This window comes from Paenibacillus sp. XP01 (assembly GCF_057364885.1).
This window is the reverse complement of the sequence record NZ_CP139481.1, coordinates 2,297,741-2,317,242: the sequence shown is the minus strand read 5'-3', so window position 1 is coordinate 2,317,242 and position 19,502 is coordinate 2,297,741. Positions and strand designations below refer to the sequence as shown.

The window sequence follows — 19,502 nt, the reverse complement described above, 5'->3', positions numbered from 1 at the left end:
GCCAATGATATGGTAATGGGTTTGAGAGCGAAGTCCGGCAATCAAATATGCGAGATCATTTCCTGTTTTTTAAATCGTACGCCATGCTGCTCCATTATACACCCAGCCAGCGAGCATATTCAAAACACCTACAATAAAAAGAGGCTTGGTCCGAGTGACAAGGATTCTGCCTCGGACATGCCTCTATCAAATTCTCTTATGCGTGTGCCGCTTGGTCACACCATGGCCTCTCAGAACGCATTGACGATATGATTCACCGAAACGGTCGTTCCGCGATGATCCAGCATCACAGCGACCACGTCAAAACGAACTTGCGGCTGAGATGCCGTCTCCCGGCTTTGCAGGTAAACCGCAGCCGTTGAACGAACCTGCTGCATTTTACGGGCATCTACCGATTCTTGGGGCGTTCCGAATTTGGAGACATGGCTTCGACTCCGTACTTCCACAAAAATGACCAGCCCATCCAGCTGCGCGATGATATCAATCTCGCCGCTTCGACAACGCCAATTGCGTTCCAGAATCAGGTATCCTTGCTCCTTGAGCCAAGCTAAAGCCGCCTCTTCTCCAATCCTGCCTTTTTGTTGGCGCGTGAGCCTGATTGCCTTGGATGGATTCGACTTGTCGTTTACCATGCGTCTCCATCCTCTTGCGCAGAAGCCATCCGATCGGCACGGTAAATATAAGTCAATATTTCCGCCACCAGTTGATACAGCTCGGCAGGAATCTGCTCGTCCAAATCGAGTTTGGACAACACTTCCACCAGGGCGGCGTCCTCCTGAACGGGAACCCCGTTTTCTTTTGCCTTTTCCAGAATGGCTTCCGCAACTTTGCCTCGTCCTTTGGCTACAACAACGGGAGCATCCGTCTCTCCCGGAATGTATTTCAGCGCAACGGCTCTTTTGGACAACCCAATGGGCTGAACCTCATCCTTCATATTTTCACGTCCACCCCTTTGTATCGGTCAGGACTATAATCCGAAGCGCTAACTTTCCGTTCGCCTCCAGGCTCTTTATCTGCAGGCCAAGGCTCCGTCCGGAAGCTTAGCAGCTGATACCCCAGCTGATCAAGCGCCTGATGGATGAGTTGTCGTCCACCTTCCAGCAGCGGTCCCATCCCTTCCCGATCGTTAAGTACCCGCAAACTGACGATATGGTTAACGACCTGTACGTCCACGAGCGTAGGACCAAGGTTTTTCATGTTGAGGTCAAACCACAGCCGGCAATTTGCTGCATCCAGCTCGCCGCGTTGTCCCCGGCGGGACTGGATTTGTACGGAAGCCGTCTCTTCACCATCGGGACCGATTATCGGGATAAACCAGTGCATCTGTGCAAACGTAGCGTTTCGGTCCGTCGTCAGCAGCAGCTGCTGACCGGTAAGATATTGAACGGCTTGGACGGCGGCATCCTTCAGAGCCGCCGGAGCTCCATCGCTGCTTGCAAGCTGCAGCAGCAGGCCCTTCAGCGAGTCCGCGCCAGCCGGACTCGCCGCCTCTCCGGCGCGCGCTTGCGCAGCCGCGCCGTGCACGGCCTGCTGCTCGTGCTCCGCACCGAGCAGCTTCAGCACGCGCCCCACCCACGGGTCCCCCTCGTGGGTGACAGGCGCGTGCCCTGCCGCAGCGCCCGCAGGGGCTGCGGCGGGGCCAGCCGGCGGCGCATCCGCGCCGGCTGGCACGGGCTGCGGCGAGCCTCCGGCAGCCGCAGCCGCTTGGCCGCCCTGCTGCGCGGCAGGGGCGGCCTGGGACGCCGCACCTGGCTGAGCCGGTGCGGCCGTGGATGCGCCGCGCAGCGCATCCAGCAGCGCCAGCAGCCGGGGCGCCAGCTCCGCTGCCGTAGGCGCTGCTGGCGCCGCCTGCGCCGCAGCAGGCGATGCCGGGCCTGCTGCGGCTGCGGCAGGCGCTTCCCCGCGGCCGGCTGCACGCCCGGCCGCCCCGGGCTGACCGTCGATCACGCGGCCAGCTGCTTCACCTGCCGTCCCGGTTCCCGCCGGACGGCCCAACCCCGGCGAGTCCGCATCCATATCTTGCGGACTCGATCCCGGTATTCCGGTGCCTGCCGGAATACCGCCTTTGCCGGCGTTCTCAGCGCCGCCGGCCACCGTCCCTGCCTTCGCGCCTCCGGCTTCGGTCCCGGGCACGCCCGGCTGCGTCCCCGGCTTCGCCGCAGCTGCCGGAGCCTCTCCGGCTCCATTTACCGTTGTCGCCGCGCCCGCCGGAGCCGCCCCCGCCTGTTGCGCTGCCGCAGCCGGTCCTCCGGCAGCGCGGCTTCCGCCTGCTGCGGTCCCGTTATCCGCAGCTTCCGCACTGCTCGTCATCGGCGCAGCCGTCGTCGGAGCCACAACCTTGCCGTTCGCCTCTCCATTCTTCCCCGGCGTTTTGCCAGACATCTGCGACAACATTGATTCGAGCTGCTCCGTCAAACCGCTTAACAGTTGATGCAGAGGCGGCCCAAACACGGCCTGATGCAATCCTTTGACCGTTTCCGCCGTCACCGGCAATCCTCTCTGAAATGCAATTCCCGTCGCCTGAACCCATTCCTCTGCCGGAACTTGGGCGGGTTTGGCCGCAAGCATGTTTTGAACCAGGGTCACATTATCCTTGGTCAAGGGCAATCCGCTGCGCTGCATCGCGATCAGCAGCTCACGATTGCCTTTTGTGTCCGGCAGGCCTACGTCCTGCAGCAATTGATTCATGGAAGCCTGCGGCAGTTCAGACAACGAACCGGCCAGCGGCTTCATCACCGTCATGCCGTTTTCACCGGGCGGCTGCACTTGCAGCAGCGTCGTTTCACCCGCACGAAGCGGTGTTTCCAGCTTTGCCCGCACCTGAACTCCCTGAATTTGCAGGACGGCATCTCCGCCGTCCTCCGAGACGCTGACGACCGACCCCCGTACCACTTGGCCTTCCTTGAGTTCAAGCGGCTTGGCATTTCCAGGCTTGCTATCCCCTAAAATTCCGCGAATCATCGAGCTGATATTCATAATTCCCCCTCCTTTCGTGCTTCTAGATTAAAACAATGTAGGCTGCTCCCCGATCAAATTGCCCAAGAAGCTTCTGCGATGCATTGGCGTAGCGCCAAGAAGCATGATTTGCTCCCGATGAAATTTCGTGGCGTAGCCCTTATGTACAGCCAAACCATAGTCCGGATATAACCTGTTCCATTCCCCTTGGCACAGCCGATCGCGGGTCACCTTGGCTATAATGGACGCTGCCGCGATGGATTGGCTGTTCGCGTCCCCTTTAACGATCGACAACTGCGGGATCTGGACATCCACTTTTTCGGCGTCCACCAGCAAATAGTCCGGCGTCTGGTCAAGCGCATCAACAGCCCGCTTCATGGCCAGCCTGGTCGCCTGCTTGATATTGATGCGATCAATCGTTTCCGCGTCCACGAATCCTACCCCGACGGACACTGCGTTTTCCATGATGATTTCATACAAGGCATCGCGTTTTTTCTCGGACAGCTTTTTCGAATCGTTCACGCCCTCCAGAATCAGTCCTGGCGGCAAAATCACCGCCGCAGTGACCACGTCCCCGAACAGGCAGCCGCGTCCCACCTCATCGATGCCGGCAATGTGTCCAAAACCGCTTGCCCAATATTCCCGTTCATAGAACAGCAAGTCCGTCGAATCGCTGTCTGCATCGTTATGTGCGGGTTCAGTTCGGGCATGCTGATGAATCAGCTCGTCAAACTCCATATTTTCAGTCACTTCATATCCTCTCCTCTGCCCATGCTTGTTCCTGGCAAATCATATATACGGTTACGGCACCCTATTTTCTTTAGACGCCATATCCTTTCAATTGTTTTCACAAAATATGGTTTAAAGGGGAATCCAGGGATCGGCAGCCGCTTTCGATGCAGATTTCCTTCAGAACGTTTTAGGCAATGCCTCGCTTCTCCAGACTCGTTCTGCCCGTTCATCCCGTCACGATCAATTTCTTATTTTATCGGTCACTTATGCTTAAAATTGAATATATCCTGTCCCTCGTTCCCACGAACAGCCCTGCTCTTCATCATACCATGCATGGAAATACGCTGAATATATGTAAGACCCATTTCCATCTTTTGCAAGCCTGCCGAACAAAATCTGCCCCTATTTGAATTTACGCTCGATCTGTCAGACCGGATCGAGAGCCCCGGGGAATATAAAACGCAAAAATCGGCCGTTCCCGACAATCCGGTAACGGCCGATTCTTTCGGCATCTTGCATATGGTTTAGTATGGTGCTTCCATCGAGTACCGCCCCATTTTGCCTGCACGCAGCTCCCTCAGGAACGTTCGGGACGCCTTTTCCAGATCCACGCGCCCGCCGCTGACGATGCAGCCGCGTTTGCGTCCGACCTGTTCCATGATGGCAATGACGTCATCCGACTCGTCCGCATTCCGCGAGAACTCCTGCAGATCAAAACGCTCTTCAAGTGCCTCCCAGTAATAACGCATGAGATAGCCGATGGCAAAAAAGGCGATATCTTCGGCATTCAAAATTTCTTCTTTGATGGCCCCCGTTACCGCCAAGCGATAACCGACGTTCTGATCCTCAAATTTGGGCCACAAAATGCCCGGTGTATCCAGCAATTCCATTTCCTTGCCAACCTTGATCCATTGCTGCCCTTTGGTTACGCCCGGACGATCCCCCGTTGCCGCAATGTTGCGTCCGGCAAGCCGGTTGATCAGCGTCGATTTGCCGACGTTCGGAATGCCCACGATCAAGGCGCGGATAGCTCTGGGGTTCATACCTTTGGCCAACTGGCGTTCGATCTTTTCTTTCAGCAGCAATCGGGCCTGTGCCGGAATATCCTTCACATTGGTGCCTGTCGAGGCATCTACGGGAAATGCAGTAATGCCTTCCTCTTTGAAATAGGCAATCCATTCTTGCGTCACTTTCGGATCGGCCAGATCGGCTTTGTTCAGCAAAATCATTCTTGGCTTGCCCTGCAAAATTTCGTCAATCATCGGATTGCGGCTGGAGACAGGCAGACGGGCATCCAGCAGTTCGATGACCACGTCAATCAGCTTTAACTTATCCTGAATCTGGCGTCTGGCTCGGGTCATATGACCTGGAAACCATTGTATCGTCACCTTGTCTTCACCTCGTTGTTTACTTAAAAATCATCCCTGGATCAGTTAATCCACTTCACGTCGCTGATCGGCCAGAAAATCACGTCTGCGCGACCTACGATATCGCCAAGCGGCACATAACCGATCATTCGGCTGTCCGTACTGTTCGGACGGTTATCCCCCATCACGAAAACGTGACCTTCAGGCACCTTTCCGTCAGGGAACTGCTCATTCGGGAAGTCCTTCACGTTGTAGGTTCCCCCATTTGCTTCCGCAGCATCAATCGCGCCCTGAATGTAGGTTTCATTCACTTTTTCTCCATTCACCAATACGGTATCTCCCTTGACTTCAACCGTATCGCCGGCAACGGCAATGACGCGCTTAATGAAATCGCGGCCTTCCGAAGGCACGTGGAAGACGATAACCTCACCGCGTTTCGGTTCGCGGATGTCGTACAAAATTTCATTGACGATCACCCGTTCGCCGGTATGAAAATTCGGCTGCATCGAAGGCCCGTCCACCACAAACGGCTTAAACAGCAGCCAACGAATCAAAACGACCAAAACCAATGCAATCGCAATCGCTTTGATCCATTCCACGATTTCATTTTTGGCTTTCTTGGATCGACTGCCATTCTCTTCGGCAGGTTTGCCGTGGTCCTGTTGAACTTCTTGTTCCATCACTGATCTTCCTCTCTTCACGGTACATGTTTACAGCCAATAACACATTCAGCATACTGCCGCTCACGATCGTTGTCCTTCCATGCAAGCAGTGATGCCGACCATCAGTTATGTAAATCGAAACGTAAGCATCTATGTGCATTTGTATGGCGATGCTATCCCCATGTCTTACGAAAATAACTGATTTTACAAAGCCTCCCGGACTTTTGCGCATGTGTCGCTATACCATTTTACTCGGAAGTGTACCTCCGGTTCAACTTTTCCCAGACAAAAACGAAAAGGGCTTGTTTCCAAGCCCTCTCCGTTATCCGTTATATTAACGAATTTCTTTAATTCTCGCTGCTTTACCGCGCAGTTCACGAAGATAATAAAGCTTCGCACGACGCACTTTACCACGGCGAGCCACTTCGATTCTATCGATTTTTGGGGAATGAAGCGGGAATGTTCTTTCCACACCTACACCGTAAGAAATTTTACGAACCGTAAAAGTCTCACTGATTCCGCCACCACGGCGCTTGATCACAACACCTTCAAACAACTGGATACGCTCACGAGTTCCCTCGATAACCTTAACGTGCACTTTCAAAGTGTCACCAGGGCGGAAACTTGGCACATCCTTGCGAAGTTGTTCTTGAGTAATCGCTTGGACGATATTCATCTATGACTCCCTCCTTCCGTACAGGCGTTCATACTTCTTCCGGAGACTACGATGTCTCCATCATTATCCATAGAGGACCGCCGTATTCCACACAACAGAAATATTGTACCATGCACAAATTCAAAACACAAGGATATCTCCAAAAAATTATGCATATTAAACCAAAAATACCGATAACAATGATTTGTCACAACTTAAAAACCTGTATAAACACCCGAATCCATCTTATATCCGCTCCCCATGAAGTGGAGCAATCACAATAATGTAACTTTCTCTTCGATTCATTCGTCTATGATAGAGCTTGTCGGCAACAAGCACTTTGTCGATGCGCGGATTTTCAATAGAAGGAGCTTTGTCATTATGAAACCAATCAAAAAAATCATGCTCGCCCTGCTCGCTGCACTTACATGTTTTGTGACATTGTACGTATATGCAGTCAATCATCCCACCAATGCTTTATCCCATAAGGCATGTACCTCGTGGGACATGGTGAAGCGGAAAGCATTTCTCATCTCCCATCCGGATTACTCCAATGTTCCGAAACTCGATCCATCATTTAAGGTTCAGCCCGGGACGGCAACCGAGGTTCCGGTACTGATGTACCATTACATAGAACCCAAAGCGGATAATCGCGAACCAGGCAACAAATCGATCATCACTCTCGAGGCTTTTGAGCAAAACATGAAATTTTTGCACGATGAAGGATACCAGACCGTGACGCTGGAACAGTTGGAACAATACGTGAAGGGCCAGATTTCCTTGCCCCAAAAATCCATTGTTATCACTTTTGACGACGGTTATCAGAACAACTATACCCTTGGGTATCCCATACTCAAAAAGTACAATTTTCATGCTTCCCAGTTCGTGATCGGCAGCAAAATCGAGGAGCGTCCCGTCCATTTTGATCCGGCCAAGAAATCATTCATATCCAAACAGGAAATGCAAGCGGCTTCGGACGTATTTGAATTCAACAGCCATACTTACAACCTTCATCACAAAGGCTTCATGCGCTGCGGCGAAAGCGTACCGGTCGGACTGGATACCACCCTCCTGAACGGCGACATCGAGCAGATGAAAGAGATTGCCGGGATCGATACGCCATATCTGGCTTATCCTTTTGGTTACACCAGCACGCAAATGATCTATAAGCTTCAACAAAACGGTTACCGCATGGCGTTCTCGGTGCGTCCCGGGTTTGTGCGGCCTGGAGACAACCCCATGAAGCTTCCAAGGTTAACTGTAACAACAGACACGGATCTATCCACATTGCTTCAACCCGAACAAAAGAGGGACTAATTCTTCCTTTTCCAACCACTCGGAAATGCTGTACATTTGGATATACTTCTCCTACGAAGAGCATGTCCCGCATCGTGATCATTATACTTCCCCACCCGGATAAAGAGTCGAGCTATACAGTCGTTTGGACTGTGGCTGGGCTCTTTCGGTCTGGGCCTGTTCTAGGCTTAACGGGGAGCTCGAATAGATGACAGCTTCCAGCGCATCGTAAATAATGACCTGTTCGCGTCCGCTTTGGCAGAGGTCCGCATGAACCGCATACCCCTCTTTGCCAAAGGATGCAACCGTTTCCATATCTCCGTTGATCAATGACGGGAGCACGCCCCCTCCCCTGCGATAAGCTAAAATATAATCAAGCCCGCTGTCGTCCCACTTACGTACAGGCTCGATGATCGTAAGCCAGCCGCGGGTCGTCCGGTTCTCCTTCCATATTTCTTGACCCGCAGCATCCAGCAAAAACATGCCGTCAAGACCCTGTTCGTCCCCGCGAACAATACGGTCCAATCCCGCCACCTGCAAGCCTTTCAGGCCATCGCAAAACGTTCCGAGCGCAACGTGCTGCGATTCGATTGAACCGGTATAACGCCATTTCTCGTTACCCTGGAGATCCATCATTACCGTCACGCTTCCCCCGATGACAATCTCGGTCTTTCCATCGCCATCCACGTCGCCAAACCAGATGCAGTCCGCGTGATCCTCCAGGTCCCTGCAGGACCACAGTAACGTGCCATCATGATCGAGCATGTCATACCCGGCCATCACTTCGTCCCGCCCGTCACCGTCGATGTCATACACCCAGGGGAAATGCCCCGTGTTGCCCTCATGCTTCCACAACAGTTCAAACTCATGGTTCAATGCCCACATCGTTTTATAACGATCTTTTAAAATAACGTCCATTTTCTGTGGTTCACCCGTAAGGTTCGCCAAAATAATGCAATCATGCGCCTGCTCGCCGGGTAAGGCATGGCTTTCTTTGATTTCCCCCGTAGACCCGTCCAACACCAGAAATCGCTTCTCCATGACACAAACCACTTCATTGCTGCCGTCTCCATCCCAGTCCGCAATTTGGGCCGGATAATCCGATCCCGGTCCGCCTGCATCCGGATCAGGAGACCCTACTTGCCATAAAAGCTCTCCGGTCAGGTCATACGCCGTCAAACAACGTACCTGATGTGGAACATAACGATCATCGATCCCGCCATCGGCTTGTACCAGCAGCATCTCCAACCTGCCATCGCCGTTCAGGTCACCAAGCAGCATTTTGCAGCGCAGGCCTGCTTGGCTGATATCGACTCTGCCCACCTCATGCGTTTGGTCGTTCATGTCATTTCCGCCTCCCCATTTGTTCGGTCCATCAACTTCACATTAAACGATAAGCATTTTTACCATTATTTACAACCTCTTTTTGAGAAAAGGGAGAACAACCTATCCAAAAAAAAGAGCAACCTTGCCCAATGCAAGATGTGCTCTTTTGATCCACGCTATGGAGAATCTCCGGACCGATCATCGGTCCCCTGATCCGGTTTCCTGTTTCTTCGAACGAAGCTTGTCCAGCCACTCGCGTTCTTTCTTGGACAGCTCCGCCGTTTCGAGCAGGTCCGGCCTGCGCTCCAGCGTGCGGAGCAGCGACTGCTCCCTGCGCCAGGCTTCGATATTCGAATGATGTCCTGACAGCAGCACATCCGGAACCTTCATGCCTCTGAATTCCGGCGGTCGGGTGTAATGCGGGTACTCCAACAGCCCCGTGCTGAACGAATCGGTCACCGCACTCGTTTCATTGCCCAGCACGCCCGGAATAAGTCGTGCAATGCTGTCAATGGCCACCATGGCCGGCAATTCGCCTCCAGTCAGCACGTAGTCCCCAATGGACAGCTCGTCCGTGACGAGGAATTCGCGAATTCGTTCATCGTAACCCTCATAATGGCCGCATATAAAAATCAGGTGATCCTCCTGCATGAGTTCTTCCGCCTTTTTCTGCGTGAAGGTCTCTCCTTGCGGGCACATCAGTATGATGCGCGGCCGTTTCCCTTCAGGTCCCCGCTGCTGCACGACATCCTCCACGGCTGCGAAGATCGGATCAGGCTTAAGCACCATTCCGCCTCCGCCGCCATAAGGGGTATCATCCACCGTATGATGTTTGTTGTTGGCATAGTCCCGAAAATTGACGGCATTCAGGGAAACCAGCCCTTTTGCCTGGGCTTTGCCCAAAATGCTTGAACCAAACACACCTTCGAACATTTCCGGGAACAACGTCAGTACATCGACCTTCATCCTATAGTAACCCTTCCATCAGATGAATTTTGACCTGCTGCTGCTCGATGTCCACATCCAGTACAACGTCGTCAATCACCGGAATCAGCACTTCTTTGCCGGCAGATGTCTTAACGACCCATACATCATTGGCGCCGGGTGTCAAAATGTCTGTAATCTTGCCCAGTGTATCGCCTTCTTCAGTGACGACGGAGCAGCCGATAATTTGATGGAAATAATATTCGTTTTCCTCCAGCTCGGCAAGGTCTTCCTTCGAAACCTTGGCCATACCGCCTTTGAATTTCTCCACCTCGTTAATGTTGCCAAATTCCTTAAAACGAACGATATACATGTTTTTGTGCGGACGAGCCGCTTCAACCTTTGCCAATACGGATTGCCCGTCAGGCATGAACAAATAAAGCTCTGCATTTTTGGCAAAGCGAACTTCAGGAAAGTCCGTGGTGGGCATGATTTTCAGTTCACCGCGGATGCCGTGAGTGTTAACGATTTTACCTACATTCATGAATTGTGACATACATTCCTCCTGCATTTCATTCAACCCATCGCTATGATTGTAAGTTTCAGCATGTACGAAAAGGGGCTAGGACATGCATCCTAACCCCCTTTCGTATATCTTTAAGATATGATATCAACGGTAACCCGTTTATCCATCTTAACTGCTGCTGACGTGACGACCGTACGCAGAGATTTCGCGATTCGCCCTTGCTTGCCGATCACCTTTCCGACATCGTCGGGATGAACGGTCAGCTCGTAAACGACGAGCCGATCCTTCTCCACCGTTCGAACTGCCACATCTTCCGGATGATCGACCAAAGCCTTAGCAATTGTACTTACTAATTCTTCCATAGATGACCCTCCGAATCAGCAACTTATTTCGATTGTTTGGACTCGTGGAACTTTTTCATCACGCCCGCTTTGCTCAGCAAGTTGCGAACAGTGTCGGATGCTTGCGCACCGTTTTGGAGCCATTGCAATGCTTTATCTTCATCGATTTTGACAACTGCCGGTTGTTCAACCGGGTTGTAGTAACCGATCTCCTCGATAAAACGACCATCACGCGGGGAACGGGAATCCGATACCACGACGCGGTAGAAAGGAGCTTTGTGAGCACCCATACGTTTCAGACGAATACGAACTGCCATTTTGAACATTCACCTCCTTCAACGAAATCTGTTGCCTATCATTCAGCTGCCCATGCCATCAACGGAAAGGAAATTTCATTCCCTTGCCCAAGCCTTTGAGCTGCTTCATCGCTTTGTTTTTACCGCCTTTAGGGCCCATCATGTCGGACAATTGCTTCATCATGCGCCGCATTTCATCGAATTGCTTAATCAGGCGGTTGACTTCCGCAAGCGAAGTTCCGCTGCCTGTTGCAATCCGTTTCCGGCGGCTGTGGTTGATGAGGTCCGGATTTCGTTTCTCTTCCGTTGTCATCGAGAACACGATCGCTTCGATGCGTCCCATTTGTTTGTCATCGACTTTAAGGTCCTTGGCTTGTTTCATCTTGCCCATGCCGGGTATCATGTCCATGATCTGGTCGATCGGTCCCAGCTTTTTCACCTGATCCATTTGCTCCAGGAAATCCTCGAACGTAAATTCGGCATTACGCATTTTACGTTCCATTTCCTTCGCTTTTTCGGTATCGATGTTGGACTGGGCTTTCTCGATCAATGAGAGCATGTCGCCCATCCCCAGAATACGGGAAGCCATTCGTTCCGGATGGAAAGGCTCCAGTGCATCAAGCTTTTCGCCGAGCGAAGCAAACTTGATCGGGCAGCCGGTAACGGCTTTTACCGACAAAGCGGCACCGCCGCGCGTATCGCCATCCAGCTTGGTCAGAACAACGCCGGTCAACTCAAGCTGGTTGTTGAAATGCTCAGCCACGTTAACGGCATCCTGACCCGTCATGCTGTCCACGACAAGCAGTACTTCGTCCGGATTTACCGTGCTATGGATCTGGCGCAATTCCTCCATCAACTGTTCATCGACGTGCAGGCGGCCTGCCGTATCGATAATGACGTAATCATTGCCGTTCTCCTTGGCGTGCTGCAAACCTTGGCGAGCAATCTCGACCGGGCTTGTCTGGTCTCCCAGGCTAAAGACCGGAGCCTTCAGCTGCTCACCGAGCACCTGCAGCTGCTTGATGGCTGCCGGACGATAAATGTCGCCCGCCACCAACAATGGACGGCTGTTTTGCTTCTGCAGCATTTTGGCAAGTTTGCCGGATGTGGTCGTTTTCCCCGCACCCTGCAAACCGACCATCATGATCACCGTCGGCGGTTTGTTGGCCTTGGCCAGCTTGGACTGGCTTCCGCCCATCAGCTCCGTCAACTCTTTGTTAACGATGTCGATGATGACCATGCCTGGCGTAAAGCTGTCCATCACTTCTTTGCCGACAGCTTTTTCTTTCACCTTGGCGATGAATTCCTTGACCACTTTGAAGTTTACGTCCGCTTCGAGCAATGCCAGACGAACCTCGCGCATCGCTTCGGCAACATCTTCTTCGGACACTTTGCCTTTGCCGCGCAGCTTGCTGAACACATTTTGCAGTCGGGTCGTCAATCCTTCAAATGCCATGATCCCACCTCCTTAGCCTTTATACTGTTTCATACCGATTTGGTTTCATCCAGGATTGCCGATCAATCCGCTAACTGACGAACCAAATCGTTTATTTGTTTGTCGTTATCCACGGAAACGCCTGCGCGTTCCAATGCCATTCGCAATTGTTCCAAAGTACGGCCGCGCCGTTCATGCTTCTCCAGCAAGCCCAGCTTGCTTTCGTAGTTTTCCAGCACCTGCTCCGCACGCTTGATATGTTCATATACCGCCTGGCGGCTGATCTCGAATTCGGCAGCAATCTCACCGAGCGAGAAGTCATCATGAAAGTAATACTTCAAAAATGTTTGCTGCTTCTCCGTAAGCAATGGCTCATAGAAAGCAAATAGCAAGTTTATCCGGTTTGTCTTGTCCAGCCGGTTCTCTTGACTCACATCGGGGCACTCCCTTCGTCAAGGAAAAACACTTTACACTCTTGCAACGTTCCTTATCATACCCAAAACAAAACCGGATGTCAAGCAAAAATACTTGTCACAATCTTTTTTCCTTCACGAAGCAAAAAACGAACCGTTTCCGGCACGGAAAACGATTCGTTTTTCTCCGATTTTAACGCAGTGGCGTGAGGTATAACAGCACCGCGAAGAAATGAAGAATGCTGCCTGCAAGCACGAACAAATGCCAAATCGCATGGTGGTAAGGGAAACCGCGCCACACATAAAACAGCGTTCCGAGCGTGTACATGATTCCCCCGGCCACCAGAAGCGTAATGCCGCCGGTAGGTACAGCTGCCACCAGCGGCTGCCAGGCAATAACGATCAACCAGCCCATTGCGAGGTAAAACAACGTGGACATGAACAAAAACCGTTTCGTGAAAAACGCCTTGAAAATGACGCCCGCCAAGGCGATGCCCCAAATAACGCCGAACAAGGTCCATCCAAGCGTTCCGCGCACTGCCACGAACAAAAACGGCGTATAGGTACCTGCAATGAAAAGGTAGATGGATGAATGGTCAAAAAACTCGAACAAATCTTTGGCCTTGCCCTCCTTCAGGGCATGGACCATGGTTGAGTTGGTGTACAGCAGCAGCATCGTAATACCGTAAATCGTGAAGCTGACGACATGCCATACAGTGCCTTTCATGCTTGAAAATACGATGAGCAGCACCAATGCAGCCACGCTAAGGGCGGCGCCGATGCCATGGGTCACGGCATTGGCGACTTCCTCGCGGCGGGAATAGGTATAGGTGTTGGCCATATCAACCGTCCTTTCTAATCCTGGCTTTCATTTCCTGCTTAGTTCCATTATACACCGATTGCCGCTGTCCATGGCACGCGAGGTTTCCATTCATCAACGGCAATCAGGGTAATCTATATAAGTTGAACATCAACCAATATAGGTATCATTGTACTACGATTCGTTTGTATCTTCGTTCTTCTCGTTGTCGGCAGACTGCTCCTGGATTAATCCGGCAAAGAGCGCATGAACGAACTGCTCCGAATCGAACGGCTGAAGATCATCGATTTTTTCGCCCAAACCGACCAGTTTGACCGGAAGGTCAAGCTCCTGGCGGATCGCTACCACGATTCCACCTTTGGCTGTGCCGTCCAGTTTGGTCAACACCAGGCCCGTAACTCCGCTTTTCTCGCCGAACAGCTTGGCTTGGCTAAGTGCATTCTGGCCTGTGGTCGCGTCAAGCACCATCAGCACTTCGTGCGGAGCGTCGGGAATTTCGCGCTGGATGACACGATAGATTTTGTTCAGCTCTTCCATCAGGTTCGATTTGTTTTGCAGACGGCCTGCCGTATCGCACAGCAGCACGTCCACTCCCCGCTGTTTCGCCGCTTGAACGGCATCATACATGACCGCAGCCGGATCGGAACCTGCCTGCTGTTTGATGACTTCAACGCCGGCGCGTTGTCCCCATACCTCCAGCTGTTCAATCGCCCCGGCACGGAATGTATCTCCAGCAGCCATCATGACCTTTTTGCCCTGTTGTTTGAAACGATGGGCCAGTTTGCCGATGGTCGTCGTTTTGCCCACGCCGTTGACCCCGACAAACAAAATAACCGTGATCCCATCCGGATTCATTCTCAATTCGCTGTTTTGCTCCCCGCGGAGCAGGTCTTTCAGCTTCTCCGACAGCACCGGCTGCAGCTCTGCCGCATCCTCGATTCTGCGCTTCTTCACTTCGTCGCGCAGGTCGTCGATCAGCGTCAAAACTGTGTTCACCCCTACGTCGGCACCGATCAGGATCTCTTCGAGCTCCTCATAGAACTCCTCGTCGATTTTTTTGCGGCGGATGACCAGGTCGGTTACCTTTTCCACAAGCCCTTTGCGCGTTTTTTCCAAACCGTCCTTGAACTGCTTCGTCACCGACTCCGCTTTGTTTGCAATGCTATCCTTCAGCCTTTTAAAGAAACTCATAAAGCCCCTCCATCGTGTTAGAGACTGCGACGAAATACCTTACGAATGTCATCGCAGCTCCTTAGTTGATTCGTTTTAAATACAGCTTGCCTTTTCCGGCATTTATGCGATTACGGCCTCTTCATCCTCCAGTTTGACCGAAACCAGCTTGGAAACGCCGCCTTCCTCCATCGTGACCCCGTACAGCACGTCGGCCTCTTCCATCGTGCCTTTGCGATGGGTAACCACGATAAACTGCGTCTGCTCCGAGAACTCGCGCAAATATTGGGCAAAACGCACCACGTTTGCTTCGTCCAGCGCAGCCTCGACCTCGTCGAGCACGCAGAACGGAACCGGCTTGACGTGCAGGATGGCAAACAGAAGCGCCATTGCGGTCAATGCCCGTTCACCGCCGGACAAGAGCTGCAGGTTTTGCAATTTTTTGCCCGGAGGCTGGGCGACGATATCGATGCCCGTTTCCAACAGACGTTCAGGGTCCATCAATACGAGATCGGCGCGTCCTCCGCCAAACAATTTGCTGAACACCGTGCCGAATTCGCGGCGAATGGCATCAAACGTTGATTTGAACCGTTTGGCCATCTCGTCCTCCATCTCGCGGATCACCTGATACAGCGTCGTTTTGGCTTCCACCAGGTCATTCTTCTGATCGTTCAGGAATTCATAACGCTCGTTGACCCGCTGGAATTCTTCAATGGCACCCAGGTTGACATCGCCCAGGTCGGCAATGCTCCGTTTAAGCTTCTGAACTTCCTGCCTCGTGCCTTCCACGTCTTCAGGTACAGGGTATCGCTCTTTGGCCAGCTCGTAGCCAAGCTCGTATTCATCGGTCAGCTTGCGCAAAATGCTCTCCAGCTCGACATCCAGACGATTGACGGATATTTCCGTCTGGCGCATCTGCTCTTCCACCGCTTTGAGCTGAACCCGCTGCTCCTTCGTCTCGCTTTCGGCGAGCTCAAGCTTTTTCGACAATTCGCTCCGGGCGGCGCGCTTAAAGTCCAATTCGCGGGAAGACTCCGCTTTTTTCAGCTTGAACCGGTTCAGGTCTTCGATCTGCTTCACGCTGTCCTGTTCCGTCTTCTTCAGGTCCGCTTCCATTGATGCAAGCAAGGTGCTATTTTGTTTCAATTCCTTCTCCAGGGAGGAAACTTCCCGTTCGAGGCGCCGCAGCTGTTCCTCATTCGAGAAACGCTCCTGATCCAGTTTCCCTTCCCGAACTTTCAGCTCGGTCAGCTGGGTCTGCAGTTCTTCCTTGGCCGATTCGTTCGCTTTGCGGGCAAATTCGGCAGCATGGATCGCCCGATGCGTCGCTTTCTCTTCTTCTTCGAGCTCTTCAAGCTTTTTGACTGCATCCGCCCGGGCCGCGTCCAGGTCTTTGAGCTCCTCGGTAAACCCGCTCTTCTCCTGTCCGGCGACAGCGACTTGCTCCAGCACGTGGCGAAGCTCATGCTCCACTTGTTTCATCTCCATGGACGCCTGCTGCTCTTCGTTTCTCGTCACGTCCCCGGATTGGCGCAGCTCATCCAGCTTGTCCTGGCATTGCTCCAATTGGGACTTTATGTCCTCCACGCCTTGGTGCAGCTTCCTGATCTGCTGTTCGGTATCCAAAATATCCTGATCCAGCTGATCCAGCTGGCGTTTTCGGCTGAGCAGACTGGAATTTTTTTTATGCTGGCTTCCCCCGGTCATGGAACCGCCCGCATTCACCACGTCGCCTTCGAGCGTAACTACCCGGAAACGATACTGGCAGCGCGCGGCAATTTTGTTGGCATGCTCCAGCGTCTCCGCAATGATGACATTGCCAAGCAGACTGCCTATAATGGCCGCATAACGGGAGTCGTAATGGACCAGATCGGCTCCGATTCCGACATAACCGTCCATGCCTTCGATCATGGAACGCTCTCCGGCACCGATCGCGCGCGGCCGGATGACGTCCAGCGGGAGAAAGGTGGCCCGTCCAAGCTGGCGCTGCTTCAAGAAAGCGATCGCCTGCCTGGAGACCGATTCGTTCTCCATGACGATATGCTGCAGCGATGCCCCCATGGCCGTCTCGACGGCAAGTTCGATCCGCTCAGGCACCTGAACCAATTCGGCCACGGCGCCGTGGACGCCGTTCAGCACGCCTTTGCGCGATGCCTTCAGCACTTCCTTGACACCCAGCATGAATCCGTCGAAGTCATCCTGCATTTCTTTCATCGTATCCCGGCGTGAAATCTGCGCCTCGCGTTTTTGCTCCCATTTCCGGACCGTGCCCCGGCTCTCTTCGAGCAGCTTCTGCAAAGAATTCAGCCGTTCGCTTTCCGAAATATATCCGCTGCGAAGATCGCTTATCTGTTTGCCTAGCTGCGCAACCTTTTTCTGGATTTCGGCCTTGCGGCGTTCCAGAACTTCCTTTTGGCCCTCCCATTTGCCGGACTCCTCGGAAGCGCGGTTCATTCGGCGCTCCAGATTTTCCTTCTGCTGGTCCACGTAACGAATTTCGTTGCGCGCCTGGGCCATCTGGTTCATCAGCTCCAGCAAATTGCCCTTCAGGCTTTCTTCCTGCTGCTGGCTGATGCCGCCGGTAACGCCGACCAGCTTTGCCTCCTCTTCGGAAAGCCGATTCCGCACGTCGGCGAGCTCGCGTTCCAGCGCAGCGTACTTCTCGCGCAAGGCAATGAGTTCTGCCTTGCGTTCCCGGTGTCTTTCCTCGCTCGATTCCAGGCTCGTCCGCAGTTGTTCGCGATTCGTCTGCAGATGGCGAAAACGTTCTTTCAACAGCTCGCCATGCCCTTCGCTTTTCTCCGTCGCTTCGCTGTATTGCAACAATTCTGCCTGAAGCTGCTCCACCTCTGACTCCAGCAGGCGCAAGGCGTTCCGGTCGCTCTCCAGCTTGGCATCATGCGTGGAAACGATCGCAGCCAACCCGACTTCTTCTTCCTTCAATGCTTCCAGACGCGCATTGGCCTTGCTCCAGGAGGCATGGATCTGTTCGATTTGGTACACGTACATGGAAATTTCCTTGGATTTCAACTGCCCACGCAACTCTTTATAGTGGATCGCCTTTTCGGATTGCTCCTTCAGCGGGCCAATCTGATCCTCCAGCTCGGTGACCAGGTCATGGATGCGCAGCAAATTCTGTTCTGTTTCATCGAGCTTGCGCGTGGCGTCCCGTTTGCGCGTTTTGTATTTGACGATTCCCGAAGCCTCTTCGAAGATGCCTCTCCGGTCCTCGGAACGGGTGCTCAATATTTCCTCGATTCTTCCCTGTCCGATGATGGAATAGGCCTCTTTTCCGATGCCGGTATCCATAAACAGTTCGGTAATATCCTTCAGCCTGCAGGCTTGTTTGTTAATAAAATACTCGCTGTCTCCGCTGCGATGCACGCGGCGGGTTACCGTCACTTCACCAAAATCCAGGGACAGCGCATGGTCCTCATTGTCCAGCGTCAAGGAAACCTCGCCGTAATTGACGGCTTTCCTGGCATCACTGCCGGCAAAAATGATATCTTCCATTTTGCCGCCGCGCAGCGATTTGGCGCTTTGCTCTCCAAGCACCCAGCGGATCCCGTCGGAAATGTTGCTTTTCCCGCTCCCGTTGGGACCTACCACCGCGGTAATGCCGCGGACAAATTCCATTTCCGTTTTGTCGGCGAATGACTTGAATCCACCCAATTCAATGCGTTTCAGAAACATCGGGCTTCCCGTCACCTCCTCCGTTTTCGTGTAAAAAGTTAAATTCGCGCCGGCAAGTACTCACCGGCTTTCACGTGTCCGTCTTACAAAAAAAAGAGCAAAAAGCAGTCCGGCCGGTCATTTCCGCCGGGGCGGACCCACGGGCTGCTCTTTGCTCTTCGTTTGTCTGTACGCACACGGTCAAGCTCAGGCCTCCGGCAGCTTCAAGCGCTCCAGAGCCGCAGATGCAGCCTGCTGCTCGGCTTCCTTTTTGGATCGTCCTGTGCCTCTGCCAAGCCGTTCTTGACCCATTAGGACCTCGGAGACAAACTCCCGTTCATGGGCAGGTCCCCGTTCCTCCACAATGCGGTATTCAAGGACACCCATATTATGATGCTGAGTAAGTTCCTGCAGTTCCGTCTTAAAGTCGCTGACCTGCAGCTTGCCGCCCGGGACGATCAACGGAAACACATGTTTTTCCAAAAACGTTCTTACGGGTTCCAGTCCTTGGTCGAGATACAACGCGCCAATGAAAGACTCGAACACGTCAGCGAGCAATGCCGGCCGCGTTCTACCACCCGTCAGTTCTTCTCCCTTGCCGAGAAGAACGTACTGTCCAAAACCGAGAACTTCAGCAAATTTGACCAGGGAAGGTTCGCATACGATAGATGCCCGAAGTTTGGTCAGTTCACCTTCCGGCCGATCAGGATACAGTTGATACAAGTATTCCGATACGGTCAGCTCAAGCACCGCATCGCCCAGAAATTCCAGGCGTTCGTTGTCCTGATGCTGACTGAACCGGTGTTCGTTTACATAAGAAGCATGGGTAAACGCTTGTTTTAAGAGCTGCCTGTTGTCAAATTTGATTTGAAGTTTTTGCTGTAACTGCTTCAGATCTTCACTCAAACGAAC

At 52.9% G+C, this 19,502-nt stretch carries 19 protein-coding genes; 1 reads left to right on the top strand and 18 read right to left on the bottom strand.

What is annotated here, in order from left to right; translation table 11 throughout:
• Window positions 1–230 precede the first annotated feature (230 nt).
• From SNR34_RS10700 to rplS, 7 genes are all read right to left on the bottom strand, one after another.
• On the bottom strand, window positions 231–632 hold the full coding sequence (locus SNR34_RS10700; RefSeq protein WP_486181868.1) for a YraN family protein: 402 nt from the start codon (window positions 630–632) through the stop codon (window positions 231–233).
• The gene (locus SNR34_RS10695) at window positions 626–934 is read right to left on the bottom strand and encodes an EscU/YscU/HrcU family type III secretion system export apparatus switch protein (protein ID WP_486181867.1); all 309 of its coding nucleotides are present in this window, start codon (window positions 932–934) and stop codon (window positions 626–628) included. The genes SNR34_RS10700 and SNR34_RS10695 overlap by 7 nt, the downstream gene beginning before the upstream one ends.
• Window positions 931–2,976, bottom strand: coding sequence for a DNA ligase (locus SNR34_RS10690; protein ID WP_486181866.1), 2,046 nt, complete (start codon window positions 2,974–2,976; stop codon window positions 931–933). Before SNR34_RS10690 ends, SNR34_RS10695 begins: the two co-directional genes overlap by 4 nt.
• Before the next feature lie 27 nt (window positions 2,977–3,003).
• Window positions 3,004–3,705: a ribonuclease HII gene (locus SNR34_RS10685; RefSeq protein ID WP_486181865.1), complete on the bottom strand. Its 702-nt coding sequence runs from the start codon at window positions 3,703–3,705 to the stop codon at window positions 3,004–3,006.
• A 506-nt stretch (window positions 3,706–4,211) separates the two neighbouring features.
• A complete protein-coding gene (gene ylqF / locus SNR34_RS10680) occupies window positions 4,212–5,075 on the bottom strand; it encodes a ribosome biogenesis GTPase YlqF (RefSeq protein ID WP_236417801.1) in 864 nt (287 codons plus the stop codon).
• A 41-nt stretch (window positions 5,076–5,116) separates the two neighbouring features.
• Window positions 5,117–5,734 (bottom strand): signal peptidase I, encoded by a 618-nt coding sequence (gene lepB, locus SNR34_RS10675; protein WP_236417802.1) that lies wholly within the window; start codon window positions 5,732–5,734, stop codon window positions 5,117–5,119.
• 316 nt (window positions 5,735–6,050) lie between these two features.
• A complete protein-coding gene (gene rplS / locus SNR34_RS10670; protein ID WP_236417803.1) occupies window positions 6,051–6,392 on the bottom strand; it encodes a 50S ribosomal protein L19 in 342 nt (113 codons plus the stop codon).
• A 360-nt stretch (window positions 6,393–6,752) separates the two neighbouring features.
• On the opposite strand from rplS, the gene SNR34_RS10665 reads away from it, so the two are divergent.
• Complete coding sequence (locus tag SNR34_RS10665) at window positions 6,753–7,688, top strand: polysaccharide deacetylase family protein (RefSeq protein ID WP_236417804.1); 936 nt, start codon at window positions 6,753–6,755, stop codon at window positions 7,686–7,688.
• 81 nt (window positions 7,689–7,769) lie between these two features.
• On the opposite strand, the gene SNR34_RS10660 is transcribed toward SNR34_RS10665, so the two are convergent.
• The 11 genes from SNR34_RS10660 to rnc form a co-directional block, all read right to left on the bottom strand.
• Entirely contained in the window at window positions 7,770–9,011 is a 1,242-nt protein-coding gene (locus tag SNR34_RS10660; protein ID WP_486181864.1) for a hypothetical protein, read from the bottom strand.
• A 180-nt stretch (window positions 9,012–9,191) separates the two neighbouring features.
• The gene (gene trmD / locus SNR34_RS10655) at window positions 9,192–9,959 is read right to left on the bottom strand and encodes a tRNA (guanosine(37)-N1)-methyltransferase TrmD (protein WP_486181863.1); all 768 of its coding nucleotides are present in this window, start codon (window positions 9,957–9,959) and stop codon (window positions 9,192–9,194) included.
• Between the two features lies 1 nt (window position 9,960).
• Window positions 9,961–10,473 (bottom strand): ribosome maturation factor RimM, encoded by a 513-nt coding sequence (rimM, locus tag SNR34_RS10650; RefSeq protein WP_236417817.1) that lies wholly within the window; start codon window positions 10,471–10,473, stop codon window positions 9,961–9,963.
• A 101-nt stretch (window positions 10,474–10,574) separates the two neighbouring features.
• A complete protein-coding gene (locus SNR34_RS10645; RefSeq protein WP_236417819.1) occupies window positions 10,575–10,805 on the bottom strand; it encodes a KH domain-containing protein in 231 nt (76 codons plus the stop codon).
• 23 nt (window positions 10,806–10,828) lie between these two features.
• Window positions 10,829–11,101, bottom strand: coding sequence for a 30S ribosomal protein S16 (gene rpsP / locus SNR34_RS10640; RefSeq protein WP_236417820.1), 273 nt, complete (start codon window positions 11,099–11,101; stop codon window positions 10,829–10,831).
• Window positions 11,102–11,159: 58 nt separating this feature from the next.
• On the bottom strand, window positions 11,160–12,536 hold the full coding sequence (ffh, locus tag SNR34_RS10635) for a signal recognition particle protein (protein ID WP_236417822.1): 1,377 nt from the start codon (window positions 12,534–12,536) through the stop codon (window positions 11,160–11,162).
• Between the two features lie 62 nt (window positions 12,537–12,598).
• A complete protein-coding gene (locus tag SNR34_RS10630) occupies window positions 12,599–12,949 on the bottom strand; it encodes a putative DNA-binding protein (RefSeq protein ID WP_236417823.1) in 351 nt (116 codons plus the stop codon).
• Between the two features lie 172 nt (window positions 12,950–13,121).
• On the bottom strand, window positions 13,122–13,769 hold the full coding sequence (gene trhA, locus SNR34_RS10625) for a PAQR family membrane homeostasis protein TrhA (protein WP_339277427.1): 648 nt from the start codon (window positions 13,767–13,769) through the stop codon (window positions 13,122–13,124).
• 153 nt (window positions 13,770–13,922) lie between these two features.
• Window positions 13,923–14,939 (bottom strand): signal recognition particle-docking protein FtsY, encoded by a 1,017-nt coding sequence (gene ftsY / locus SNR34_RS10620; RefSeq protein WP_486181862.1) that lies wholly within the window; start codon window positions 14,937–14,939, stop codon window positions 13,923–13,925.
• Window positions 14,940–15,041: 102 nt separating this feature from the next.
• Window positions 15,042–18,611, bottom strand: coding sequence for a chromosome segregation protein SMC (smc, locus tag SNR34_RS10615; RefSeq protein WP_486181861.1), 3,570 nt, complete (start codon window positions 18,609–18,611; stop codon window positions 15,042–15,044).
• A gap of 186 nt (window positions 18,612–18,797) precedes the next feature.
• Window positions 18,798–19,496, bottom strand: a complete 699-nt coding sequence (gene rnc, locus SNR34_RS10610; protein WP_236417833.1) for a ribonuclease III — start codon at window positions 19,494–19,496, stop codon at window positions 18,798–18,800.
• Window positions 19,497–19,502: the final 6 nt, after the last annotated feature.